Origin of the sequence: Paenibacillus sp. FSL H8-0175 (assembly GCF_045040615.1) — a bacterium.
In the GTDB taxonomy this organism is placed as follows: Bacteria; Bacillota; Bacilli; order Paenibacillales; family Paenibacillaceae; genus Paenibacillus_AQ; species Paenibacillus_AQ odorifer.
In genome coordinates this window covers 6,019,930-6,044,728 of the sequence record NZ_CP150299.1, presented here as the reverse complement: position 1 = coordinate 6,044,728, position 24,799 = coordinate 6,019,930, and the positions used below count along the sequence as shown (strand labels likewise).

The 24,799-nt window shown below is 43.2% G+C and carries 24 protein-coding genes and 1 riboswitch; of the genes, 19 read left to right on the top strand and 5 right to left on the bottom strand.

The window, feature by feature from the left end; translation table 11 throughout:
- Positions 1-11 precede the first annotated feature (11 nt).
- Complete coding sequence (locus MHH46_RS26810) at positions 12-629, top strand: SCO family protein (RefSeq protein WP_143762762.1); 618 nt, start codon at positions 12-14, stop codon at positions 627-629.
- Between the two features lie 95 nt (positions 630-724).
- Here the strand turns inward: MHH46_RS26810 and MHH46_RS26805 are convergent, their stop codons facing one another.
- Both MHH46_RS26805 and MHH46_RS26800 read right to left on the bottom strand, forming a co-directional pair.
- The gene (locus MHH46_RS26805; RefSeq protein WP_036685586.1) at positions 725-1,072 is read right to left on the bottom strand and encodes a DNA primase; all 348 of its coding nucleotides are present in this window, start codon (positions 1,070-1,072) and stop codon (positions 725-727) included.
- 133 nt (positions 1,073-1,205) lie between these two features.
- Complete coding sequence (locus MHH46_RS26800) at positions 1,206-2,393, bottom strand: MFS transporter (protein ID WP_076127992.1); 1,188 nt, start codon at positions 2,391-2,393, stop codon at positions 1,206-1,208.
- A gap of 270 nt (positions 2,394-2,663) precedes the next feature.
- Here MHH46_RS26800 and MHH46_RS26795 point away from each other — a divergent pair, with 270 nt between their 5' ends.
- The 13 genes from MHH46_RS26795 (at position 2,664) to MHH46_RS26735 (ending at position 17,072) form a co-directional block, all read left to right on the top strand.
- Entirely contained in the window at positions 2,664-3,101 is a 438-nt protein-coding gene (locus MHH46_RS26795; RefSeq protein WP_076127990.1) for a hypothetical protein, read from the top strand.
- Positions 3,102-3,163: 62 nt separating this feature from the next.
- Complete coding sequence (locus MHH46_RS26790; RefSeq protein ID WP_076193379.1) at positions 3,164-4,309, top strand: transglutaminase domain-containing protein; 1,146 nt, start codon at positions 3,164-3,166, stop codon at positions 4,307-4,309.
- A 173-nt stretch (positions 4,310-4,482) separates the two neighbouring features.
- Positions 4,483-6,558: a penicillin-binding protein 2 gene (locus MHH46_RS26785; protein WP_256717221.1), complete on the top strand. Its 2,076-nt coding sequence runs from the start codon at positions 4,483-4,485 to the stop codon at positions 6,556-6,558.
- 31 nt (positions 6,559-6,589) lie between these two features.
- Positions 6,590-8,695 carry a penicillin-binding protein 2 gene (locus MHH46_RS26780; RefSeq protein ID WP_076193375.1) on the top strand — a complete coding sequence of 702 codons (2,106 nt, stop codon included), beginning with the start codon at positions 6,590-6,592 and terminating at the stop codon, positions 8,693-8,695.
- A gap of 75 nt (positions 8,696-8,770) precedes the next feature.
- The gene (locus MHH46_RS26775) at positions 8,771-9,538 is read left to right on the top strand and encodes a Cof-type HAD-IIB family hydrolase (RefSeq protein ID WP_036685270.1); all 768 of its coding nucleotides are present in this window, start codon (positions 8,771-8,773) and stop codon (positions 9,536-9,538) included.
- A gap of 58 nt (positions 9,539-9,596) precedes the next feature.
- The gene (locus MHH46_RS26770) at positions 9,597-10,082 is read left to right on the top strand and encodes a DUF456 domain-containing protein (RefSeq protein WP_038573189.1); all 486 of its coding nucleotides are present in this window, start codon (positions 9,597-9,599) and stop codon (positions 10,080-10,082) included.
- Between the two features lie 26 nt (positions 10,083-10,108).
- Positions 10,109-11,734 carry a polysaccharide biosynthesis protein gene (locus MHH46_RS26765; RefSeq protein WP_076127983.1) on the top strand — a complete coding sequence of 542 codons (1,626 nt, stop codon included), beginning with the start codon at positions 10,109-10,111 and terminating at the stop codon, positions 11,732-11,734.
- 78 nt (positions 11,735-11,812) lie between these two features.
- A complete protein-coding gene (locus tag MHH46_RS26760) occupies positions 11,813-12,157 on the top strand; it encodes a thioredoxin family protein (RefSeq protein ID WP_076127982.1) in 345 nt (114 codons plus the stop codon).
- A gap of 92 nt (positions 12,158-12,249) precedes the next feature.
- Positions 12,250-13,242, top strand: a complete 993-nt coding sequence (locus MHH46_RS26755; protein WP_405132537.1) for a COX15/CtaA family protein — start codon at positions 12,250-12,252, stop codon at positions 13,240-13,242.
- 155 nt (positions 13,243-13,397) lie between these two features.
- Positions 13,398-14,132 (top strand): Cthe_2314 family HEPN domain-containing protein, encoded by a 735-nt coding sequence (locus MHH46_RS26750; RefSeq protein WP_076127978.1) that lies wholly within the window; start codon positions 13,398-13,400, stop codon positions 14,130-14,132.
- A gap of 102 nt (positions 14,133-14,234) precedes the next feature.
- Positions 14,235-14,370, top strand: a riboswitch (SAM riboswitch).
- A gap of 102 nt (positions 14,371-14,472) precedes the next feature.
- Positions 14,473-15,489, top strand: coding sequence for a methionine ABC transporter ATP-binding protein (locus tag MHH46_RS26745; protein WP_076193371.1), 1,017 nt, complete (start codon positions 14,473-14,475; stop codon positions 15,487-15,489).
- 29 nt (positions 15,490-15,518) lie between these two features.
- On the top strand, positions 15,519-16,148 hold the full coding sequence (locus MHH46_RS26740) for a methionine ABC transporter permease (RefSeq protein WP_370510542.1): 630 nt from the start codon (positions 15,519-15,521) through the stop codon (positions 16,146-16,148).
- Positions 16,149-16,205: 57 nt separating this feature from the next.
- Positions 16,206-17,072, top strand: coding sequence for a MetQ/NlpA family ABC transporter substrate-binding protein (locus tag MHH46_RS26735; protein ID WP_036685252.1), 867 nt, complete (start codon positions 16,206-16,208; stop codon positions 17,070-17,072).
- 158 nt (positions 17,073-17,230) lie between these two features.
- Here MHH46_RS26735 and MHH46_RS26730 read toward each other — a convergent pair whose 3' ends face one another.
- Complete coding sequence (locus MHH46_RS26730) at positions 17,231-17,479, bottom strand: NifU family protein (RefSeq protein ID WP_036685249.1); 249 nt, start codon at positions 17,477-17,479, stop codon at positions 17,231-17,233.
- Positions 17,480-17,560: 81 nt separating this feature from the next.
- Between MHH46_RS26730 and MHH46_RS26725 the strand changes: the two genes are divergently transcribed.
- Complete coding sequence (locus tag MHH46_RS26725; protein ID WP_036685247.1) at positions 17,561-17,815, top strand: YuzB family protein; 255 nt, start codon at positions 17,561-17,563, stop codon at positions 17,813-17,815.
- 409 nt (positions 17,816-18,224) lie between these two features.
- On the opposite strand, the gene MHH46_RS26720 is transcribed toward MHH46_RS26725, so the two are convergent.
- Positions 18,225-19,286 (bottom strand): NAD(P)/FAD-dependent oxidoreductase, encoded by a 1,062-nt coding sequence (locus MHH46_RS26720; protein WP_076099373.1) that lies wholly within the window; start codon positions 19,284-19,286, stop codon positions 18,225-18,227.
- A gap of 51 nt (positions 19,287-19,337) precedes the next feature.
- Positions 19,338-20,444 carry an aminofutalosine synthase MqnE gene (mqnE, locus tag MHH46_RS26715; protein ID WP_076193369.1) on the bottom strand — a complete coding sequence of 369 codons (1,107 nt, stop codon included), beginning with the start codon at positions 20,442-20,444 and terminating at the stop codon, positions 19,338-19,340.
- Between the two features lie 458 nt (positions 20,445-20,902).
- Here mqnE and MHH46_RS26710 point away from each other — a divergent pair, with 458 nt between their 5' ends.
- The 4 genes from MHH46_RS26710 (at position 20,903) to MHH46_RS26695 (ending at position 24,756) form a co-directional block, all read left to right on the top strand.
- Entirely contained in the window at positions 20,903-21,262 is a 360-nt protein-coding gene (locus MHH46_RS26710) for an iron-sulfur cluster assembly accessory protein (protein WP_036685235.1), read from the top strand.
- Positions 21,263-21,484: 222 nt separating this feature from the next.
- Positions 21,485-22,525, top strand: a complete 1,041-nt coding sequence (locus tag MHH46_RS26705; RefSeq protein WP_076193367.1) for a site-specific integrase — start codon at positions 21,485-21,487, stop codon at positions 22,523-22,525.
- 891 nt (positions 22,526-23,416) lie between these two features.
- Positions 23,417-24,034: a hypothetical protein gene (locus MHH46_RS26700; RefSeq protein WP_076193359.1), complete on the top strand. Its 618-nt coding sequence runs from the start codon at positions 23,417-23,419 to the stop codon at positions 24,032-24,034.
- Complete coding sequence (locus tag MHH46_RS26695) at positions 24,031-24,756, top strand: hypothetical protein (protein ID WP_076193357.1); 726 nt, start codon at positions 24,031-24,033, stop codon at positions 24,754-24,756. The genes MHH46_RS26700 and MHH46_RS26695 overlap by 4 nt, the downstream gene beginning before the upstream one ends.
- The last annotated feature ends 43 nt before the right edge of the window (positions 24,757-24,799 follow it).

The window sequence follows — 24,799 nt, the reverse complement described above, 5'->3', positions numbered from 1 at the left end:
TATTATTGTCCGTGCAGACCTTTAAGCGTTATAAATGGACCTGGATTCTACTATTGCTTGCTTTGGTAATGGCTGGTTATCTGGTAGTTAATTCTTTGAATTTAGGAAAAGAAAAACTGCCGGTAATCGGAGAAGTGCAGGACTTTTCACTTGAAAATGTGGATGGAGACCAGATTACTCTGGCTGATACACAAGGTAAGGCGCGGCTGGTATACTTTTTTTTCACACAATGTCCGGATGTATGTCCTATAACTACGTTTCTGTTATCTCAGACGCAGAAAATTCTGGTCGACGATGGCAGCTTTGGAAAAGATACGGCGTTCGTCTCCATTTCTTTTGATCCAGAGAATGATACGCGTGAAGCCATTAAAAGCTTTGCGGACCGTTTCCAGACAGATTATAAGGGTTGGTACTTCTTACGGGGGGATCAGGAAGTCATTCGTAAGCTGGCAACTGATTCTTTTAAAGTACTAATTGCAGGGAATAGTAAAGAAAATTTCGTACATGCCAATCGCATAGCATTGGTTGATCGGGACAATCGTCTCCGTGCATTGTATGACGCAGGGGATACGGATAACATAACGCCTGAATTTCTTGCCGATAGGCTGAATGAATTGGCTCGTGAATAGAACATAACCGCATAACAGAAACGCCTTTTTCGAATCCCATTTATTGAAGGATAACGAAAAAGGCGTTTTTAATTTCTTAGGCAATATATCGCGAATCAAAAAGGAATGGGTTCAGGGTAAATGATGAACTCTTCCAGACCCGCTTTTTCAAGCTGATTAATATTGTATTCATCTGGAGTGCCTTCCACTCCGGCATAACCCCGGCGTGTATAGATGTGACCAGCATCGGGAAAGGCATCGCGGAGAATCCCGCGTATTTTTTTGCCTGAACTGTCGTTATCCATATAAAGATATACTTCTCCATCTCCTACTTTTTGTCGCAGGGACTCGAGTTTGAGCGTATTTAATGTACCAAAGGTACAGAGGATTTCGACTTCCGGTACCAGCACGCGTCGTAATCTGCTGCGATCGTTTTTGCCTTCGACAATAATCGTAATGGACATTTGCTGACAATCACCTCCGGAAATGAAGTCTGAACTTACAGACTCATTATAGTTTACCGAAGGAGGAGCAGTTTTAACAACTGTTTCTACAGGAAAATCTTCATTCCCCGGGAAATGTCGTAAAAACAATAAATCATGCGGCCCGCCCATTCCATTTGGAAGAGTAGGTAGACAGTTTGGTTGAATTTTTTGGCGGAAGCAGTAATAGTGCAACCATCAGCAATAGAAAGGCAATGAAATAAGGTGAAACAACGGCTCTTAATTGTCCTGCGGCCACAGGGCCTGCGAATGCGCCTAGTGACATGGCTATCGACTGCATGGAGAAGGTGCGTCCCATACGTCCCGGTCCACCTAGACTAATAAAGAGCGATGCCATTGCAGGAAATAATATTCCTTTGGCTGCACCCAGCATAAAGAGAATAACGGAAGCGGGAATGCTGTGAAGTGAGGCGAGCGCAAAAAAACAAAGGGCCATACCTAGCAAGGCCACGGCTATTCTTCCTCCTGGGGAAAAGCGGTTCAGGAAGAACAAACTGAGTGTTACCAAAGCCCCTAAGCTAAGGAGCGATAAAAGAATTCCTGTGGAAACAATGCTATTACTTCCGGTCTGAGATAGAGGAAGTTCAAAGAACAGAACCCCTTGTGAACAAGAAACGAAAAAAGGCAGCAGATAATAACGTTTGGAAACTGGATTGGCATCGGATATAGGGACCGAAGGAAGATCCTGTTTTTTTAAAGGAGGTGCTGCAGAGTTTACAGGGCGCACTAAACGCCGGGCAGGCGCCGGTACACTGAAAAAAGCCATGATGCCTGTAGCGATAAGCAGCCATCCCAATGTGGTGAAGGTGCCGGAATAGCCAGCTTTAGCTACGATAAAGGCCCCCGCTGCCGGGGATACCACTGAAGCTAAGGTATGAACGATACCATGTCCGGACATATATTTCCCCTGCTCAGTAGCATCAGATGATAATGAAGCCAGCAAGGTCATGCACGCTGGAGAGAGGAAGGCGAGCGCGAACCCGCTTGCTGCTCGTAGCATCAGCAAATGCCACGGAAGCTGAGCATGAGCCTGCAGCAGTAGAATGGCTCCCGCAGTAACAAGGCTAAAGACGATGTAGCGGCGGCTGCCATTACGATCGACGAGTACGCCTGCGAGCAAATTGCCAGGAAGATGGGTTAACGAATACATACCCATCATCCAGCCAATAAAGGCGGGTCCCGCACCAAGAGAGATGGCAAAGGGCGTTAGAATAGGATACTGTGCATGTAAATCAAAAAACGCCAGAAAAAGAAACAGGTACAGCCACAGCGCAGTTTTCACAGGGAAACACCTCCGAGAGCCACCTACAATAAAGATTAATGCAGGAAGGCGGATTTTAAGAAGATCAAATTCAAGCAACTACTTGTACTTTACGTGGGACAGAGAGGGCTTATACCGCTTTTTTAATTCCTATAAGCAGGTATACCTTTCTCTGGCTGTGGAACCATGAATTATGATGGGCATTCATGTATAATAATTAATATTGGCGTCATGTCTATAGAGGAGATAATCCTTAGGACGAAACTAGGTGATAGGGGTGTTGTGAGGTTGATGGATCCAGAGGTGTGGTCACAGTTTATTAGAGAGAATTGGTTAGTTATTGTTATTGCGCTCATTCTGTTGTTCGCGGTTGTTAATTTGGTCAAAACGATGTTGAAATGGGCGATTGTCATTATTATCGTTGTAGGTCTATTCATCTATAGTGGTGTGACAATGGACCAAATTGGTAACGCTGTGAATAAGGTGGCAGATGGAACGGTAAGTACGGTGAAGAAGGAAGCACAAGAGGTTATGCTTAAAGAGGCGCAGGATGCGAAGTACACTTCAAATGGTGACGGAACATTTACGATTACAACTCCGAATATTGAAGTGAAAGGTACTACTGGCGAAGATAAGGTAGAGGTTACTTTCCGCGGAGTTAGTCTTGGGAAGTGGAGTATTACTGATACCACACAAACATTTATCGAGGAAGCTCGGAAACATCAATAAACGGCTTCAGTTTAAATCATTATCAAAACAAGCAAGCGGGCGACTGAAAGGGGAGATTGGATATGATAAACGGTTGGTTGACTAGTCTGAGTGATGCAAATATCATCTCCATCGCCCTCCTGCTGGTAGTAGTCTTTTCACTATTGCAAGGCTGGAGCAGAGGGTTCTCAAGTGCTACCGGAAGATTATTCGGTCTGCTGGGAACAGGACTGTATACAATAGCTTCTTTGGTGCTGGCCATTCCTGCTGCGGCTTATCTCAATCCTCATGTACAGACTTGGGCAGCAGGAATAAGTCTGCCTGATAAACAGCTGACCCAGTGGCAGCAAATTTATTATACGGCTGTGTCTGTGCTGGCGGAATCGCCGCTGGTGCGGTTTCTATTGTTGTTATTGCTCTCTTATATCTTAATTCGCATGCTTCTGGGATTGTTGTCTATGCTGCTCCCATTCCATCAGCTACGGCGCACCAAGACATTTAAGGACAGAAAGATTACGCAAGTAAGCCGTATGGGCGGAGCTATCATAGGATTAATTATAGGTTTGACTCGTGGTTTAATTATTGTGCTTGCTCTCTTCATTTGTGTTGGCCTAAATCCAGAAAGTCAATTTAGCCGTTATGTTGAATCTTCTCCGATCTACAGTCAAAGCGCTGCCGCTGTATTTGAGCCCTTTGTTGGGGAGACAGTGCAGAAAAAGCTGCCTATTCTGACGAAGACCGTTGCAGCTGAGATGAATGATATCCTGCGCAGAAAATATGAAGTTATTGATCATGACATTCCACAAGATATTGTGGGTGCGGCTGAAGATATTATTGGACAAGCGCAAGGAGACGAGAAGAAAGCCAGACTACTGTATGATTGGGTAGGAACACGAGTAACTTATGATTACGCCAAAGCGGAAAATTATGAAAAAAATAGAATTTGGCATGAACAGACCCCGCAGGATACCTTCGACACACGCATAGGGGTATGTATTGATTATGCACGTCTTTACGCTGTAATGGCCCGCTCCCAAGGATTGCTGGTGCGCGTTGTAACGGGTCAAGGCTATGATGGTCGAGGCGGGTATGGCGCACATGCCTGGAATGAAGTTTATATAAGTGACCGGCAAGCTTGGATTCCATTGGATCCCACTTGGGCGAGCAGTGGGGATTGGTTTAATCCGAAGGATTTTGACGATACGCATATTAGGGAGAACGCACTCTGAGTGAGGGCGCCGCACTCCTTCCGTGTGGTACAATAAACTCATACCAACCGCTCTAACACAAATGCGAGTGCAATGCTCACAATCAGCTTCTTAGAAATCACCTTCATTATAAGAGCAATGTCGCTGGCTAAGGCAATTCAGACATTATTTTTATATAGAAGGGAAGAAAGCTGGTGAGCTTTGGGAAGCAGCTCCCGCCTGCGGACGGGAAATCTTCGAAACATTCTGTAGGTCTGAGATTGAATCTGTTTTTCTTTGGCACCTTTTTTATTTTTTGTATCATTATTGTGCGTCTTGCAGGTTTGCAGTTTACTGAGGGAGCTTTGCTGACAGAAGAAGAGATCAAACGGGATACGAAGTTTGTTCCGCTGGCAGCCATGCGAGGGATTATTTTTGCTGCCGGGGGTGAGCAGATAGCCTATTCTACACCTATTGAGTCGCTCTATCTTACCCTAAATAAGGAATATACAGCTAAAACTACCGATAAAGTAACGGGTGAAACCTCACTAACGGAAAAAGCGAAAAATAAGTCTAATGACCTTGCAGCAAGATTAGTAGCGGAGTTTGAGAAATATGGAAGTGCAGATGCCCCTAAGTTAACGCAGCAGGACGTGCTGGATTTACTTGATCTGGACTTTAAAAAGTATCTGGGTTATGTACCGCGTCGTATAAAAGCAGGGCTAACTTCAGAAGAAATAGCTTATTTCATGGAACATAAGGATGAATATCCAGGTATTACCATTGTGGAAGAAAGTGTACGCCACTACGATAAAGATACGGTAGCTGTGCAGACGGTGGGTTTTGGTAAACCTTTTAAATCAACCGAAGACATAGCGATGTACAAAAATATTCGTAGTGCAATGAAAGACAATTCTTCACCGGGACTTATGTATAAAACGGAAGAATATGTAGGATTTGACGGTCTGGAAATGCAGTATCAACGCGAACTGCGCGGAGAAAATGGTTATCAGGTCATTTCGGTCACTCCTCAAAATATGGCGGAGAAGGTAGAACAGACCGTTCCCCCTGTAAAAGGCAATAACATTTGGATGACCATTAATAAGAATGTTCAGATGAAGACTGAACAGGCCATATTGGATCAGATTAAATGGCTGCACACCAATGCTGTTCAAGGCGAAACTCATCCTGATGCTTTAACAGGTTATGCAGTAGCAATGGAAGTAGAGACTGGGAATATTGTCGCTATGGCGAGTATGCCTGATTACGATTCGAATGTATGGACAAAGGACTCGCTGCCTACATCTGTCTGGAATAAAATTATGAATAATCATCTGAATGGTACAATTACCTCGAATTCTTCCGGGAGATCGGGTCATGATTTTAGCTCACTTGTATTCTTGGGATCGACCATTAAACCGTTAAGTGTATTAATTGGTTTAAATGAAGGTTTTTTTAACACCTCGAGCACCTATCCCGATGTGGGAATTACCTATTTCGGTAAGGATGATAAATCATCGGTTAGAAATTCATCAGGTCACGTCTATGGAAAATTGTATCCGGCTGATGCTATCAAGCAATCCTCTAACGCATTTATGGTAGATATGGTCGGAAAGCAACTATACAAGAAATACCTGGGGGATAAAGGTGTAGAGGTCTGGGACGAATATATGAAAAAGTTCGGACTGGGTGTGTCAACACAAAGTGGTCTTCCCGGTGAATCACCAGGTCAGATTAACTATACAGATTTCAAGGCTGCAGGGAGCTCACAAGCCGCGCTCGTCTACGCATCTTTTGGCCAGCAAGGCAGTTATACTACATTACAGCTTGCCCAGTATGCTACTACACTTGCAAATGAAGGTGTGCGAATTAAACCGCAGCTTGTAAGTAAGATTACGGATGCGCAAGGTAAGGTGGTTAAGGAATTTAAAAAAGAAGTGCTTAATAGCGTAACCTTTGATAAATCGTTCTGGAGAGAAATCAAACAGGGAATGAGCAGTAAAGTTAGTGCTTTTGACGATTTTCCTTATGATTTTGCCCGTAAGACAGGAACCTCTGAAAAAACGGATAGAAAAAATATAAACCGTGATAACGGGGTCTTTATTGCCTTTGCTCCACGTGAGAATCCGAAGCTGGCTGTAGCGGTTGTGATTCCGGAAGGCGGCTTTGGCTCCAATAGTGCAGCTCCGGTTGCCCGTAAGATTTTTGATGCTTATGATTGGGAATATGGGCTGGATGGGGTTCCGAAGAAGAATATTCCACCTGTGGCAGATCCCGTTCAAGAACAATAAGCTTAAATTAGAGAAAAAGGAGAGACAAACTGTGAGTTTTTTCCGTAAGCAGGCCTCACCTCCTGACGAGACCAGCAGCAAAAGTTCCATCGGCCTGCGACTCAACGTGTTTTTCTTTAGCACGTTCGTTATATTTTGCGTAATCATCATCCGACTAGCTGTTCTGCAGTTCGTGGAAGGCCCAACTTTAACTGAGGTAGAGACGAGTAGAGATACTAAAAATGTACCGTTAGCTTCCATGAGAGGGGTTATATACGCTGCAGGTGGTGAGAAGCTAGCTTATTCCACACCTGTTCAATCGCTGTATATCACACTCAATAAAGAGTATACGGCTAAGGAAACAGATAAAGTCACCGGTAAAACAACGCTGACCCCAGAGGCTAAGGCCAAGTCTGATGCATTGGCAGCCAAGCTGGTAGCTGATTTCAATAAATATGGGGATCCAAATGCAGAGAAGATGACGGAGAAAGATGTAATTGATGCGTTGGATTTATATTTCCGTAAATCACTTGGCTTTATGGCACGGCGAATTAAGGCTGATCTGACTACTGAAGAAGTTGCTTATTTCATGGAACATAAAGGAGAATATCCGGGGCTTGAGATTGTCGAGGAGAGCATTCGTCATTACGATAAAGATACGGTTGCTGTACAGACGATTGGTTATATCAAACCCTTCAAATCCGCGAACAGTCTTAATATTTATAAAAACATTCTAAGTGCTATGAAAAACAATCCGGAGCCAGGGCTAACGTATAAGGATGATGAATTTGTTGGATTCGATGGGCTGGAGCTGAAATATCAGCGTGAGCTTCGCGGGCAAAACGGCTATCAGGAAATTTCCGTCAATCCACAGAATATGGCGGAGAAAATTGAGCGTGTCGTTCCGCCTGTCAAAGGAAATGACATCTGGACAACAATTAATAAGAACGTTCAGATGAAGACAGAACAGGCGATAACAGATCAGCTCAAATGGTTGCACTCTAATACCGTACAAGGCAGAACGCATCCGAATGCTTTAACGGGATATGCAGTAGCGATGGAAGTAGATACTGGCAATATTGTTGCTATGGCGAGTATGCCTGACTATGATACGAATGTTTGGACAACGGGTTCTTTATCTGCAGATGTCTGGAACAGTATTATGGATAACTATCAGAACGGTACGATAACTCCTATTTCTTCGGGAACCTCAGGGAACGGACTAAGATCTGTATTGCTTCTAGGTTCAACGATTAAACCTTTGAGTGTACTCGTGGGCCTGAATGAAGGGTTGTTTTCAACTTCTTCTTATTATCAGGATAGAGGTTTTGCGACTTTTGGTAAGTCTGGGCATGAAACGAAGGTAAGAAACTCTTCTAACCACGTATATGGTTCTTTGGATCCTGCTAGAGCCATTGAGAAATCCTCGAATGCATTTATGGTCGATATGGTCGGTAAAAGATTGTATGACAAATATAAAAGCAAAGGGATAGACATCTGGGATGTCTATATGAAAGAGTTCGGCCTTGGTGTATCTACGGGAATTGACCTGCCAAATGAATTCTTGGGTCAAAGAAACTATACCAATATAGAAGCTGCTGGTAGTGCGCAGTCCGCACTGGTCTATGCCTCTTTCGGACAACAAGGAAGTTATACAGTAATGCAGCTTGCGCAGTATGTTACAACACTTGCTAATGAAGGACAGCGGATTAAACCTCAATTGGTTAGCAAGATTACTGATGCAGATGGAAATATAGTCAAAGAGTTTAAACGTGAGGTGCTCGATGAAGTAACAAACTTCGATAAGTCCTACTGGAATGAAATTAAGCAGGGGATGCGAAGTGAAGTTAGTGCTTTTTCTGATTTCCCTTATGACTTTGCCCGTAAGACGGGAACCTCTCAGCAAGTAGCTAAGGGTGAAATTCGCGATAATGGGGTATTTATTGCATATGCTCCACGTAATAATCCTAAGTTGGCTGTGGCGGTTGTAATCCCTGAAGGTGGTTTTGGTTCACAAAGTGCGGCACCAGTCGCACGTAAAATATTTGATGCCTATGATTGGGAATATGGCCTTGATGGAGTTCCAAAGAAAAGTCTCCAGTCTGGCAATAATACTAATGATAATGCGAAGGAGGGAGAGACTACAGGTACCGAGTAACTCTGACCCTATGGCTAAGATTTAAAAAATAAACAGCTTCTCAAATGAGAGCATACAAGAATGGAGGGGTGGCAAATGATTGCCAAATACCGCCTGCTTGCATTGGATATGGATGGAACCCTACTGAATGATGAACAGATAATTACACCCACAACGGTGGAATGGATTCAAAAGGCGGTCAACGCAGGCGTTCATGTCTGTCTGTCGACAGGCCGAGCATTTGTAAGTGCCTTACCCTATGCAGAGCAGCTAGGTTTAGAGACACCGATGATCACTGTGAACGGCAGTGAGGTGTGGAGAGCGCCACATGAAATATACCGGAGATCACTAATGGATCCCAAGCTGGTACAAGAAATGTATGATCTTGCAAAAGCAGATGACATCTGGTTCTGGGCTTATTCTCTGGACGAAGTTCTTAAACAGGATAACTGGGATGGGGATGTAACGGGTAGAGAATGGCTTAAGTTCGGTTATCACACTGAAGATGATGAGCTTCGTCATAAGCTGTTGCTTCGTCTTCAAGATATGGGTGGACTGGAGATTACGAACTCTTCTCCGCACAATCTGGAGATTAATCCTCTAGGCGTGAATAAGGCAGCAGGAATAAAGGAAGTCTGCAAGCTGCTGGGAATAGAAATGTCGCAAGTTGTAGCTGTGGGCGACAGCCTTAACGATCTGGCGGCGATCCAGCAGGCTGGGCTTGGGGTTGCCATGGGCAATGCGCAAAAGACGGTTAAACAAGAGGCTGACGTTGTGGTGGCGACCAATAATCAAGACGGGATTGCTGAGGTCATCCAAAAGTATATCTTTACCGAAGCTGCAGCCTCTGTAGGCAGCAAATAATAAAAGCAGTACTGCGAAGTGAATCCATGGAGCATTATGCTAGTAGGAGGTTAAGAAATTGACGATCCTGGGTTGGATTCTTATCATTGTTTTGTTTGCTGTAGGATTGGCAGGGGCTGTGTATCCTATACTGCCGGGTGCGTTAGCGATCTATCTTGCCTTTTTTGTATACGGCTGGTTCTTTTCTTTTGAGCCCTTTGGGGTTTGGTTCTGGATTATTCAAACACTGATCGTTGTAGTTCTTTTTGTTGCTGATTATGTTGTAGGAGCGTGGGGTGTCAAAAAATTTGGCGGCTCACGTTCATCGATTATCGGGAGCACGATCGGGCTGATCTTGGGACCTTTTGTTATTCCAGCTTTTGGTCTTATCATTGGACCATTTCTAGGGGCTTTTATTGGAGAATTGATTGTGGGATCTTCCCCGTCTAAAGCTGCTAAGGTAAGTGTTGGCTCCATACTCGGCTTATTTAGCAGCACCTTGGTCAAAATCGTGTTGCAGGTAATTATGGTCGTCCTCTTTTTTATATGGGTCGCCCGGTTTTAATTTAACAGTGAAGAAGGGGAAAGAGTTTGTCCAAGAAAGAGTCTTTTGTTAAAGGCACGCTTATCCTTGCTGCTGCAGCTTTGGTGGCAAGGGTACTCGGGCTTGTCCAGCGGGTGCCGCTGGAGCATTTATTTAATGATGTTGGTAATGCTTCATTTACGCAGGCAAACACAGTTTATTTGATGTTATTACCGCTGGCTACAGCAGGGATTCCAAGTACATTAAGTAAAATGGTATCTGAGCGTTATGCACTGAATAGGCCAAATGAAGCTCAACAGGTGTATCGGGCGGCATTAATGTTTGGTGTTGTAGTTGGCGTAATTATGAGCGCATTGTTATACATAGGTGCTCCTTATTATGCAGAATATGCAAAAGTTCCTGAAAGTACTTTGGCGATCCGGGCCATAGCTCCGGCACTCCTACTCTTCCCTTCTATAGCAATGATGCGTGGGTACTTTCAAGGGCGGAATAATATGATGGCTGGTGGCATCTCTCAAATTGTGGAGCAGATCGCGAGGGTATCTACAGCTGTTCTTCTGGCATTTGTATTGTTACAAAAAGGGTACGACAACACTTGGATGGCTGCTGGAGCATCATTCGGTAGTGTATTTGGTAGTGTTGGTGCTTTTGGTGTAATGCTCTATTACGCTATGAAATTACGGCGTAGTGAGGGGCAAACTGCGTTATACGAAACGAATGAAGCAAAGCTTCCTCTATTTGGAATTTATAAGGATATATTTAAATTATCCATTCCTATCGTTCTATCTTCAGTTACGGTTCCAGTAGTGAACTTTATTGATACATCTTTAATTGTACCGTTACTGAGTGGACAAGTTGGTGTAGCTGATGCCACACGTGCTTTGGGTATTTTCGGGAGTCGGGCACAGAGTGTCGCCGGGATTCCGCCGGTTCTTTCTATAGCACTGAGCACTTCACTAATACCAATTATTTCAGCTGCATATGCCCGTCGGGATGAAAAACATCTAAAAGGGCAAGTGACGTTAGCACTTCGTATCTCTATTTTAACAGGAGCACCGATTGTTCTATCACTCGTAGTTGCTGCATATTCAGTTAATGGCCTCTTATTCAGTAGTTTAGATGGCAGTGGTATCGTAGCCATGCTTACTTTAGGAACGATCTTTCAGATTACGATGATGACAACGAACTCTATTTTGTTAGGTATGGGCAAATCGCGAATTTCCATGTATTATGTGTTAGCGGGTATTATTGTAAAATTAGTGGCAAGCTTATTACTTAGTAAGGTATTTGGCATCTACGGAATCATCGGTGCAACAGCACTTTGTTTCGTGGTCATTACTTTGCTTAACTTACGTATGCTGAAATCGATTGTGCCTTTTGAAATTATGGGCAAGCGTTGGGGCGGTTTCGTGATTGCGGTACTTGTGTCCGGCGGGATTGGTTATGGCTTGAATGAGGCTGGGATTCTGTTAACAGATCTGATGCCTGCACGTTTGGCGTTTCTGATCACTTGTCTTGTTGTAGGAGCCGCTGTTGTTGTTATTTATCTAGTACTGCTTATTGTGCTGGGCGTGCTGACTAAACAGGAAATCTCCAGTTATCCGCGGGCGCTGCAAAAATTATTGAATCCGCTGATGAAGTTACAGCCTGCACGTGTTCGTATGAGAGAATAGGTTTGACTTCTACACTGCATTTTGCTTCACTTAAAGAGTAGAAAATAGACAGATATTGAAGAAGGGACTGAGTAAATCATGGACAAAATTAGTTCTCCTGCTGAATTTCAGGTAGCCATTCAATCACCTCGATTAACAGTGGCCATCTTCAAGGCTGACTGGTGCTCGGATTGCAAATTTATCGATCCTTTTATCCCAGAGGTAGAGCAGTCTTATGCAGACCGCCTTACACTGGTTGAGGTAGATGTTGATGCCGTGGGCGATGTTAGTCAAGAACAAAATATTATGGGTATTCCAAGCTTCGTCGCATATTCGGATGGGCGGGAATTGGTTAGATTCGTTAATAAATTGCGCAAATCCCGTGAAGAGATTGAGAATTTCCTTGATAAAGCGGTCCAAGTGCATCAAAGCCTTCAAAAGTAATTCCTAAGGAACCACCGCTTTCGCCTGTTTGTGCAAAGCGGTGGTTTTTTGAAATATAAGTCTGGCTGCTTCTTCATTACTAAAAACTGCGGGTGATATTTTTGACGACAAATCAGTTGAAATGGCTTAGTTATCTTACTTGCCTTATCATGTTCCTCGCTGTACTCGGAGGAGCGGTAGTGACGAAGACTGGATCGGGCTTGGAATGCGGAAATGAATGGCCGCTCTGTCATGGAAAATTAATTCCGGCTTATACTATAGGCTCGATGATTGAATACACCCATCGCTTGTTTAGCGGTTTGGCAGGGTTATTCTCACTTGCCTCGATGTTTGCTTTTTGGCGTTATGCTCGTACGCGGCGCGATTTGCTGGGATATGCATTTATGACCTTAGTATTCGTCATCGTTCAAGGTGGTATGGGAGCGCTTGCAGTAATTAAATCCCAATCCGCCGCTGTAATGGCGTTGCATATGGGTTTTTCTTTGATCGCCTTTTCAAGCGCTATGATGTTGGCTCTTGGAACCAAGAGATGGCATGAAGCACGTGAATATGATCATAAGCTGGAGGCTCAAAAGAAGCCCGTAAGTAAGGCTTTTCGCAATTTAACCTGTTTTACTGCCATCTATTCATATATTGTCGTGTATATTGGAGCCTTTGTAAGTCATACGGATTCACAAGGCGGGTGTACGGGTTGGCCGCTTTGTAATGGAGAATGGGTTCCGGAGCTTTCCGGAGGTGTAGGTGTTGTTTTTACGCATCGGATTGCGGCTTTAATCTTATTCATGCTTACTGCGCTGCTTGGGCATTTAGCATTTTGGAAACATAAGGATTATCCAGAGCTTAGAGCGCTGGGTATAGCTGCAGTGCTGTTATGCTTGATGCAGGTATTTAGTGGGGCGGCTGTGGTTTACACTCTAGATAATGAAAGGCTGTACATATTTGCCGCTTTGGCTCATATTTTGCTGATTGCCAGTTTGTTTGGTGTCTTATGTTATATGAGTGTAAGAGTCTGGCAGCTAAATCGCGCGAGTAGTGTCGTGTCTGGAAAAAATGTAACGAGCCCAATGATTCCACCGCCTTGGTAGAACATTCCCTCCGTGGATAGAGGTGCTTCACCCGCGGAATAATAAAGTGGAAATCGGTATATCGTGGAGCTGATTGGCCGATGCTTACGTCGCGAGTTTTGTACGAAGCAGTCCATGGAAGCAGACGCTGAACAAAACTTTAGGAGGACTGGGATATGCTGCGGGTATTACTTGGAGAGCCGCCTCGAAAGAACAGCGGTGTGTTGGCTGATGCGATGGAGAATATGGCCACTTTTGCAGCATTGCTGCGCAAGGAAATGAGTGCCCATGAGGATAATGACCATGAATACCGCAAGCTGGAGATTTGGACACGTGGGCTGATTTCCTCTCTGGATGAACTGGAGCAAAGTTGGTTCGCGGCCGCTTTTTACCGGAAATTAGTGATTGCGGGTTATATGGATGATATGACACCGGTGGAACAGGGTGATTATGCACGTTATGTTTATTTTTATAAAGATGGCTTTATCCGGGTTTTCTCTCTTCTGGACAAGCTTGGGACGGTACTGAATCATTTTTATGATCTCAAAACATCCAAATTAAAAACGCACTTTTCTTACTTTACAGTGCTGCGTCAGCTTCAATTATTGAATGTGCATCCTGCATTAGCGGATCAACTGGAAGAGATTAAGAACTCCTACCGCGATCCATTGGAGAATTTACGCAAGCGCAGAAATGCTGAAATTCATTATATGAATTCCGAAATGCAGGATGATTTGTGGCAGCGGCACCAAGGTCTGCATGACAAAATTCAGCTCGAGGATCTGGATAGCCATCTTGAGGATTTAAAACAATCGCTCGAAATGAACTGTAAGACATTAATCGCGGCATTTAGCTACAGCAATGAACAGCTGCGTAAGGAAATAAGCAAGGTAAAGAGCATAAAATCGTAATTGTTCAATATATTTCCTTTTGACAAAAATAGATAAACTCACTATACTTATGCTTGCATTAAAGTATGTACGATTTCAGAAAAAATATAATTTCATAACTTTATCTTATCGAGAGCGGCGGAGGGATAGGCCCGATGAAGCCCGGCAACCGATTTGTAACCAGCGCGGGAAGCGTTGTACAAATGTCATGGTGCTAATTCCTACAATGGCGCAGGTTGCGGTCGTTGGCAGATGAGAAGGCATTGTCTTAATAAACCCACAGAGCCTCTTGCGATCTGCATCGATCGTTGGAGGTTTTTTTGTATAGAATAAGTGAAGTATAAAGGGGGGGCGACGAGAGTTGATTAATCTAAAAGGGATAACAAAGGTTTATGGAAAAGGGAGTAATGCGGCAACAGCACTTTCTGGATTGAATCTGTCCATCGAGAAAGGTGAAATATTCGGAGTCATCGGCCACTCTGGAGCCGGGAAAAGTACATTGATCCGTTGCATTAATCTGTTGGAACGTCCGACAGAAGGAGAGGTCTGGGTAGACGGTGTTGAGCTAACCAGTCTTAACCAAGGTCAGCTGCAGGAACAGCGGCGCAAGATTGGGATGATTTTTCAACATTTCAATTTGCTGTCTTCGGCGACCGTATACGATAATATTGCCTTTCCACTGCGCCTTGCAGGTACATCTAGAACAGCTATTGATACAAAAGTCAAAGACCTGCTCGCTCTAGTTGGGCTTGAAGAACATAAAGATAAGTTTCCTTCTCAGTTATCTGGAGGACAAAAGCAGCGGGTCGGCATCGCCCGGGCACTAGCCAGTGACCCTGATGTGCTGCTGTGTGACGAGGCCACTTCTGCGCTTGATCCCCAGACAACGGATTCCATTCTTAAGCTGCTGCTCGATATTAATAAAAGATTCCATTTGACCATTGTGCTGATCACACATGAAATGCATGTAATCCAGAGCATCTGCGACCGTGTCGCGGTCATTCATGGTGGTGGGATTGTTGAGCAAGGCAAAGTTACAGAGGTATTTCTCAAGCCGCAGCATGAGGTTACACGCGATTTCATTCGCAGTGAGACACAGAATGAAGGACCTCTTCGAGTGGCGCTTGATGCTGCTGCCGGGGATAACTCTAAAGCTGTCAAAATTACTTTTTTCGGAGAAAAAACATACGGCTCGGCACTATCCGATGTCGTGCGTGATACGGGTGTAAGCTTTGCAATCTTACATGGTACCATCTCAACGATTAAAGATGTGCCTTATGGACAGATGATTGTGCGGTTCGAAGGGCCAGCTGAGGCGATTGCTGTAACGATCTCCAGGCTAATTGCTCAAGGCCTTGATGTGGAGGTGATTTCGTAATGAATTTTGCAGATCTAAATTGGCAAGAAATGATGGATGCTACGGTTGCTACTATAAAAATGATATTTTTTTCCGGATTGTTCACAATTATTCTTGGTTTACCACTCGGAATTCTATTGTATTTATGGGGGAAATCGAATAGTATAGTAATCAGAGTAACTTACTCGGTCTTATCATTACTTGTAAATATTCTACGTTCCGTACCCTTTATCATTTTGATGGTGGCTCTAATTCCTTTCAGCAAAGCCGTTGTTGGAACCTCCATTGGTGTACTCGGTACGATTCCACCTCTGGTGATTGGTGCAGCTCCGTTTTTTGCCCGCTTGGTAGAGACGTCGTTAAGAGAGGTAGACCGCGGAGTCATCGAAGCCGCACAAGGTATGGGAGCATCGACGAACCAAATCGTTATGCGTGTTCTTTTGCCAGAAGCTCGTCCAGGTCTGCTCGCTGGAGTTACGATCACACTGGTTACACTGGTCTCCTATACAGCAATGGCTGGTATGGTTGGGGGCGGCGGATTAGGTGACTTGGCGATTCGTTACGGCTACCACCGCTATGAGACGGAGATTATGATTGTTTCTATAATATTTATTGTCGTACTGGTGCAATTGCTACAAATGGCCGGTGACCGACTCGTAAAACATTACACACGGAAATAAGGTACATCCATATATATCCTTATTCAATACAAAATATAGATTAGAGGGGGATTTACAATGAAAAAAGTTCTACTTACATTTTTTAGCCTGACACTGGTTGCGGTGCTTGCGGCTTGCGGTAACAACAATGCATCTAATAATGCTGGGAGCTCGGCTGCTACAACAGCACCAAACGCAGAAGCAACAAGTGAACCTACTAAAGATCCAGTAAAATTGGTGATTGGTGCCTCACCTGTTCCTCATGCTGAAATTTTGAAGGCTATTGCTCCATTGCTTGAAAAAGATGGAATTACACTTGAAATCAAAGAATTCACTGACTATATTCAACCTAACGTGCAGCTTGATGAGAAGGAGTTAGACGCTAACTTTTTCCAACACCAACCGTATCTGGATGACCAAAACAAAAATAATAAAACCGACCTGGTCTCTGTTGCATCCGTTCACGTTGAACCTTTTGGAGCTTATTCCAAAAAAATCAAATCGATCGATGAGTTGGCTGATGGTGCAAAAGTTGCCATTCCGAACGATGCTACTAACGGTGGCCGTGCACTAATCCTACTTGCAAAAAATGGTCTGATTACCTTGAAAGATGATACAAACATTGCTGCAACAAAAGCAGATATCACTGAAAACAAGAAAAATCTCGACATCATTGAGTTGGAAGCTGCTATGCTCCCACGTCAACTGGATGAGGTAGACCTTGCTTTGATCAACACGAACTTTGCACTAGACGCTGGTCTTGTGCCAACTAAAGATGCATTGTTCATCGAGGGTGTAGATTCCCCTTATGCTAACATTTTGGTAACCCGTCAAGACAATAAAGATTCCGAAGCCATTAAAAAGCTGGTTGCTGCCCTGAATTCTCCAGAAGCTAAAGCTTTCATTGAAGAAAAGTACGAAGGTGCGATCATTCCAGCGTTTTAAGGAATGAAGCTAAATTCGTCTATAGTCATAACAAGAACCCGCAGCCAAGTTGGCTTGCGGGTTTTATGTTCTAAGGTTGTGAGAGAATGTTAAATCCTCTATAATAAGAAAATCCCGATCTCCTATACAGGAGAATCGGGAGGGTTATTGAACGGGATTTAGAATACTTGAACTACTTCTTCAACGCCTTCTACTTCTTCAAGGAGGGCGCGTTCAATCCCGGCTTTCAAGGTGATCGTGGAGCTTGGGCAGCTGCCGCAGGCACCCATAAGTTTCAACTTAACGATGCCGTCTTCCACATCGACCAGTTCTACGTCACCGCCATCGCGCTGCAGGAACGGACGAAGCTTATCCAGCACTTCTAGTACTTCATCATACATTTCGGTGCTTTGTGCATTCTCACTCATTTCTCAATCACTCCTTTCGTAAGTTCATTATAGTACAAAAAGTTAAAAAATAAAATGGTTAGGCGGAATAGGGAGATTATCATGAGACCAATTATTGAATTTTGTTCCAGCAACATGGGTCACGGAACAGACAAGCTAATGCATAAGCTGGAGGAAAATCCAGATTATGATGTTATTGAATACGGATGTCTGAACAATTGTGGAGAGTGTTATTTAATGCCTTTCGCCATGGTTGAAGGTGACATTATTGCAGCAGACACTGTTGCAGAGCTCGAAGAGAAAATTGAGGCCAAGATCAAAGAGCTTGAGGCTTGGTTTAATATAGATCTTGACTAAATTTCTCGAGAAAAAAAGAGGGAGCACTCCATAATCTAAATTATGGAGTGCTCCCTCTTTTTGGAACCTTACTTGAACAAAATCCACCAATTTGATCGATTAGGCAATATATTGGAGAGTGCAGGGGCTACCGTGAAGGTGCCACCGGACTCAGGCGACCTTATATTGAGTGTTTTCCTACATTTGGATTGCTATCGGACCCCATAGTCACTATTCACCTGAAAAACAGCATAAATGAACCTCATTATAAGCAATAACTTCACTGGAGTCCGAAACTCTCCTTCAAAGGCTGAAAATTTGCGAATAAGGTCATCTGAGTCCGAAGGGTATACGCACCAATAACGTAAGGAAGCTACTCTCGTGTTTATCTGAGAGTAGCTTCCTTTAATACTTATGAACCATTATAGGCTTATCCTAAAGTGCGTTTCGACATCCAGAGCACTCCGCTCTTGAGGATGCGGGGAACCCGTCCTTTGACGGAGCGTTGTCCCATAAGTCCGAATCCTGCTTTTTTTCCTAGTGACCCTAAAGTACCCTTCAGGCGAATAGGATGAAGCTTAGGAGTCTCACCGCGCCAGGTCGCTTGGATAACCTGAGCTACCTGCTCACCCTGTGCTCCAGCGGCTTGTGCGCTTGGTGCGAATGGCAGACTGGCACAGTCACCAATCACATATACCTCAGGATAATCCGGTATACGATAATACTCATCCAGCATAATCCGTCCACCGCGGTCCTTCGACACATTCAAATCTTGAACTACTTTTACAGGTTGAATCCCTGCGGTCCATACTGTCACATCTGAAAGGATTTCCTCGGTACCGTTAAAAATCGAATCCTTCTCTACATGAGATACAGAGATTCGTCCCAGCGTTTGCACCTGATGGTGATGAAACCATTCCTCTACGTACTGTGACAGCTTTGCCGGAAAGGCAGACAAAACACGTTCACCGCGATCCAGAATAGCGATGTTAAGGTCTGGACGGCTTTCCCGAAGCTCTGCGGCTAATTCAACACCGCTCAATCCTCCACCTACGATGTTTATCGTTCCGTAAGGCTTCACATCATTTAAACGGCGGTAGGTTTCCCGAGTACCAGCAAAGGTCTGGATGCTGCAGGTATATTGATCAGCACCAGGGATGTTGTGGTAATTATCGGTACAGCCAAGAGCAATGGCTAGGAGATCATAAGATACAATCTCACCGGATTCCATACTGACTATTTTGCTCTCCAAATCAATGGAACTCACTTCACCGTACCGGACAGTAAGCCGGGGGTGAACCGGAAAATGAATGCGCAGGTGATAATCAGTTACGGTACCTGCGGCGAGCGCATAATATTCCGTTTTGATTCCTTGATAAGGCATTCGGTCAATTAAGATAATTTCAACATCATGAGGAAGATGATTATTGAGTAATTCTTGAATTAAGGCTAGGCCGCCGTAGCCACCGCCAAGAACGAGTATTGTTCTCATGCTGACCGAACTTCCTTTCCAATATGGGATAACAAATCTCAGGTAGTCTTCTTATTCGTATACCTTAACCTCATTATAGAAAGTGTCACGTTCGACAGGAATTCGTCCAGCACCTTTCACTAGCCAGATCAATTCGTCGCGAGTCAGACCTTCCGGTGTTAAGGCGCCAGCCGCGTGGCTGATACGTTCTTTTAGAATTGTGCCATGCACGTCTGATGCACCGAAGTTCAGCGCAACTTGAGTAAGCTGAGGGCCAATGTTAATGAAGTACGCTTTGATGTGATCGAAATTGTCCAACATCAATCTGCTGATCGCAATGGTCTTCAGATCCTCATAAGCAGAGTTGCGGCGCATGATGCCAGCGTTTTTATTCTTAGGCTGCATGGACAATGGAATGAATACCATAAAGCCATTGGTTTCGTCCTGCAAATCACGGATTTGCATCATATGGCGGATACGGTCTTCGTGAGATTCAATGGAGCCGTACAGCATAGTGGTATGGGTCTTCATCCCAAGCTGATGTGCTGTCCGATGGACTTCCAGATATTCTTCCACATTAGCTTTGTCTACACGCATTTTTTTACGATATTGGTCGGATAATATTTCTGCACCACCACCGGTGAGTGTTTTCAGTCCAGCAGCACGCAATTGTTCCAGTACCTCACGAATACTCAAACCGCTAATACGGGTGAAAAAATCAATTTCAGCGGCAGTGTAGGCTTTTAAGGTAACCTCAGGGAAACGTTTGTTCAAAGCTTTTAAAGAATCCACATAATATTGGAAGGGAACCTTGTCGTTATGGCCACCAACAATATGGAATTCACGTACGCCTGGGTGGATATGCTGTTCGACATATTGCACCATTTCCTGACCGGAAAGGGTATAGGCTCCCTCTTCTCCATCATCTTTGCGGAAATTGCAGAATGCACAGTGCGATTCGCAAACATTGGTGAAATATAGACTCATGTTTTCGATAAAATATACCCGATTGTGATTCTTGGCGATATTGACTTCATTCGCTAGCTGGCCAATGGTAAGTAAATCGTTGCTTTGATATAAATAAACGCCATCTTCCAAATTCAATCTTTCGCCGCTGCGAACCTTATCAATAATGTTCGCCATTCGGGCATCCGTGTGGGGGGTAAAAAGAGTAGACATATTATGATTTCCTCCTGAAAGTTTACGAGCAGATTGCTCGAAGATAAATTCCAGACGTACCCAAGTGGTAGCTGTTCATTCTAAAAAAGAAAGAGGCGAGCTTGCCTCCGTGACAAATTTCCGAATTTTTACTTAGAGTGCCTTCCCTATTATAAACCTACTCTCCTAAGGGTATCAACAGCTTGATATTGATGGTGTTTTTTGCTGTGAAGGGTCATGCCTAAGGCAGTTGTGACTTGAGGGTAACGGAATAGTCGGTTATACTGAATTTATCAAGCATAAACGTCATTGGCATCCTTATAAAGTTGATAAGCGTTTAAGCGAGAAATATAAGACATAAAGAATAGGTGCAACACTTATACTATCTTATATTTTTATGAAATAACTTTTGGCCGGAAGGTCCCTTAAACATAAGTTTCCGCTTATGAAGGGAGACGAATTTGTAGGAGGATGAGATCATGATTAATATTAGTGAAAAGGCAGCAGAACAATTAAAGGCGATGCTTGCTGAACAAGAAGTACCGAACATGTTCCTCCGTATTGGAGTAACGCCCGGCGGTTGTAGTGGATTCTCGTACGCTATGGGCTTTGATGATAATGAAACCGATCAGGACGTATATATGGACATTCAAGACATGAAAGTGGTTGTGGAGAAGGAGAACCTTCGTTACCTGGATGGTCTCGAAATCGACTTTGAAGAATCCGGCATGACGGGTGGTTTCACCATCAACAACCCTAACGCTACTGCAACTTGCGGCTGCGGTTCAAGCTTCCGGACAGCTACGGATGCAGGGAAACCTAACGAAGAGCCTTGCTAATCGTTGATGAGGCGCGGTTTATTGAGCTTTTTGAGCTAAAGCGCTAGGCTCTGGGGTAAAATGTTGGTCTAATAACCATGGATTATGAATTGTAAAGGAAAATAAGCACACCGCAATCATCATTTTGTGTGGTAACAACCCTAAAATGATGGTACGAGGATTGCGGCTTCCAAACCTCTTGAAGTGTGTATGATGCAAAATACACTTTTAGGAGGTTTTTTTATGTTGACCAAGAAGCAAAAAAGAGCACCGATTGGAAGAAGAACTGACCAAGACGAGTATCCGAGGATTAGCTTCATGCAAGGACTCGATTTTGCGATTAATGCTAAACGTGCGGAAGGGCTTAGAGAACGAACGTTAAAGGATTACAACAAGCATTTTGGCTATTTCTTCACATGGCTAACCGAAAACTACCCCGAAATGCAATTTATTGATGAACTTACACCCTCCATTATTCGTGACCACATCAACTATATGCGATTCGATGCAAAGCGGTACGCTAATCACAAATATATCAATTCGGATAAACAAAGAATTGGGTTGTCTGATACTACGGTTAATATTCGCCTAAGAACATTAAAGGCGATCTTCAACCAGCTTCGCAAAGACAAGCTAATTGAGATTAATGCTTTCGAATCGGTTAATTTGCTCCGTCAGGATGTTGATTTAACTAACTGCCTTACGGATGATGAAGTCAAGGTTATATTAAAACAACCCAACCAACGTGACTATGTAGGGTTTAGAGATTACGTGGGTATAGTGACCATGCTTGATTCAGGATTGCGCATTAAAGAGTTGCTAAGCTTAAGGATGGGAGATATTGATTTTCAAGCAAGGTTCTTCACTATAGATGGAGAAGTGAGTAAAAATAGGAAACCACGGCTAATTCCTTTCTCAAGTTTTACCTCTAAACTACTACTCCAATTGATATCGAAGAACAAACAACACTTTAGCACGGATCGTGTCTTCTTATCATGCTTTGGTCAGCCATTAGGTGCGAATCAATTCAATAAACGCTTGAAGTACTATGGGGAAAAGGCAGGAGTTAACGGTAAGAAGATGACTGCTCACGTGTATAGACATACTTGGGCTAAAAATATGACATTATCTGGAGCAGACCCATTTTCTCTACAAAAAATGGGAGGTTGGTTAGATATTCGCACTGTACGCCGTTACATTCAAATGGATACTAGCGATATTAGGAAGAGTCATGATGATCATTCTCCAATAAATAAATTGTTAGGTTCAAAAAGACGAGTATAAGGCTATGGAAGGCAATACAGTGGAGAAATAGAACGATTGTCTACCTGTTCAACATCAAGCTCAAACAGGTGCATTTGAGAGCGTCAGGAGTGGCATTTAAATGAAGTGAGGCGGACAATATGGGACGGAATGATGAAATAAGCTTGGACGATTCGGAATGGCAATGTAAGACTTGTCAACATATCATAAGGCTGATTAAGGACGAGCAGATATTGTTAAATGAGGCATTGCATCCAAAAGTTGTTGAAGCTACGCTTCGGGTCATCGATATACTCTTAAAATCAATTCAAGAAGAGTAGGGGGAAAATCAACGAATAGAAGGATTTAATGCATCTATATATCATATTTATTTTATGATGTCAATGGTTTATATTGACAAAGTCTATTGAAAATGTTATAATATCATTATAGTAAATGAACGGAAGCTTTTATTAACATGTTGAGTAGCCTCGCAGAAAATCTAGGAATATAGAAAATGTGACCGAAATGTGACCGGATGATATTAGTATCTAATATAAAATTTCAATAGAATGAAAATACTAATAAATAGTTGATAAATACAATATTTGACAACCAAGTGGTTATATGGTATAATATGGTTATAAGTCGAAGAGGAGCACTCTGTCTGAGTGCTTCTTTATTTAATTGGAGGAGATTGTAACTGATCTCCTTATTTCTGTTGTAAAAAATTGAAAGGAGAATGAAAGTGTCTGAAAAGGAAGAGTTTAGACTTCTGCGGCTGAAGAAGCGAATTACTCTAACGGAATTAGCCGAGTACATAAAATGCTCAAGATGCCACATTGGTAATTACGAAAATCGTAGAGCAAATATGGACTACAAGAAAGTAAGAAAGTACAAAAAATATATTCTAAAGAAAAGAGTTGATAAGAAATGAGTTTATGTATTGCGGTTAATAACCCAGGAAATTTCGTGATTATTAGTGGAGACGGACGCATCACCAGCGCTAGTAAAATTGTAAGCGATTCACATAAGAAGCTTACTAAGCTCACTGATCACGTATCAATGTTTTGTTCAGGCGCTCAGGATTATTGCGAGATGTTACGTTCATTGGTAGCGAAGCAAGTAAATGAGTCAACTTCTATTGAACAGATTACAAGAATCGTAGAGAGGGAATCTTTGAGAGTTCATAAACAATTCCTTATAGATTATCCAACCTACTATGATGTAGTACCAGACGGAGCATGTTTGGCTACTGTGTTAGCTTTTTATGACATAGATAAAGGAGAATGCGGCATGATCGAATATTGCCATAGAAGTGGTTTTGATCCTCGTATTGTAGTCGGATCTGCGATGTCTGCTAGAGGAGGAGGACAAGATAAGGCGTTAATCTACCTGCCAAAGCATTTCAATCCTCACAATCCAATAGAGAGCGTTCTGAATGTGTATAGGATTATAGGTGAGGAAGAAGAAAGTGTGGGTGGAGATATTAGCATACACGTAATATCTGAGGCAGGAACTAAGGAATATGTAGTGGAGGGTGCAAAATGAATGTTTTAATGAATGTAAATCGAATTACTAATCAGCCTAGCGAGTTTCTCTATAAAGATGCTGTGAAAGTAAGGGGGTTAGAAAAAATTGGTAACCTTCAGCTTGGTAGAAATGTGAAAATGTCACCTGAAGCAACGATAAGTTGGACGCAAGTAACCAATCAACCACATATTCCTGCTCTTCCAAGCTATATATCCGCTACTAAGATTACTCAAACGACAATTGAATCTCCGAATATATTTGGTGGCACAATTGCTATAGGTAGTGGTAATAACGTTTTGAAAGCGGATTCTAACGGAGTTTACTTAGGTAATGCAACGTTTGCCAGTGCGCCTTTTAGTGTGAGTATGGATGGCAAGCTGAAAGCACTTGACGGTACTTTCACGGGAACAATTAATAGCTCTACAATAACTGGTGGGTTAATCAGGACAGCGGACACTAGCATGAGCAGATTGGAACTGTCAGGAAACGGTTTACGCTCGATGAATGAGTATGGAGAGAAGAATGGTGTTGTCATTGATGGTGGCAACTTCTCATCCTTGGACTTTTACTATAGAGATGAATATCGTGGTGGCTTAGCACAGACCGCTGGGAATATAGCATTAACGTCAACCATTGGACCTATCGTTATTGAAGCAGCTCAAGCGAGTAGAATTTTATTTAGGGGGAAGGTGGATTTCTCTGATGCTACTGTAATAGGAGTGGTGGCTACGTTTGGTTAAATCTAAATGTTAACTTCTATGTAACCGAAATACATGAATTTAT

Coding starts and splice junctions, on each gene's coding strand:
- MHH46_RS26805 (WP_036685586.1), bottom strand. CDS start 1,072: ATGTCCATTACGATTATTGTCGAAGGCAAAAACGATCGCAGCAGATTA.
- MHH46_RS26760 (WP_076127982.1), top strand. CDS start 11,813: ATGGACAAAATTAGTTCTCCTGCTGAATTTCAGGTAGCCATTCAATCA.
- mqnE (WP_076193369.1), bottom strand. CDS start 20,444: ATGTCTACTCTTTTTACCCCCCACACGGATGCCCGAATGGCGAACATT.
- MHH46_RS26750 (WP_076127978.1), top strand. CDS start 13,398: ATGCTGCGGGTATTACTTGGAGAGCCGCCTCGAAAGAACAGCGGTGTG.
- MHH46_RS26700 (WP_076193359.1), top strand. CDS start 23,417: ATGAGTTTATGTATTGCGGTTAATAACCCAGGAAATTTCGTGATTATT.
- MHH46_RS26720 (WP_076099373.1), bottom strand. CDS start 19,286: ATGAGAACAATACTCGTTCTTGGCGGTGGCTACGGCGGCCTAGCCTTA.
- MHH46_RS26710 (WP_036685235.1), top strand. CDS start 20,903: ATGATTAATATTAGTGAAAAGGCAGCAGAACAATTAAAGGCGATGCTT.
- MHH46_RS26705 (WP_076193367.1), top strand. CDS start 21,485: ATGTTGACCAAGAAGCAAAAAAGAGCACCGATTGGAAGAAGAACTGAC.
- MHH46_RS26775 (WP_036685270.1), top strand. CDS start 8,771: ATGATTGCCAAATACCGCCTGCTTGCATTGGATATGGATGGAACCCTA.
- MHH46_RS26740 (WP_370510542.1), top strand. CDS start 15,519: ATGATGGATGCTACGGTTGCTACTATAAAAATGATATTTTTTTCCGGA.
- MHH46_RS26735 (WP_036685252.1), top strand. CDS start 16,206: ATGAAAAAAGTTCTACTTACATTTTTTAGCCTGACACTGGTTGCGGTG.
- MHH46_RS26730 (WP_036685249.1), bottom strand. CDS start 17,479: ATGAGTGAGAATGCACAAAGCACCGAAATGTATGATGAAGTACTAGAA.
- MHH46_RS26695 (WP_076193357.1), top strand. CDS start 24,031: ATGAATGTTTTAATGAATGTAAATCGAATTACTAATCAGCCTAGCGAG.
- MHH46_RS26725 (WP_036685247.1), top strand. CDS start 17,561: ATGAGACCAATTATTGAATTTTGTTCCAGCAACATGGGTCACGGAACA.
- MHH46_RS26790 (WP_076193379.1), top strand. CDS start 3,164: ATGATAAACGGTTGGTTGACTAGTCTGAGTGATGCAAATATCATCTCC.
- MHH46_RS26795 (WP_076127990.1), top strand. CDS start 2,664: ATGGATCCAGAGGTGTGGTCACAGTTTATTAGAGAGAATTGGTTAGTT.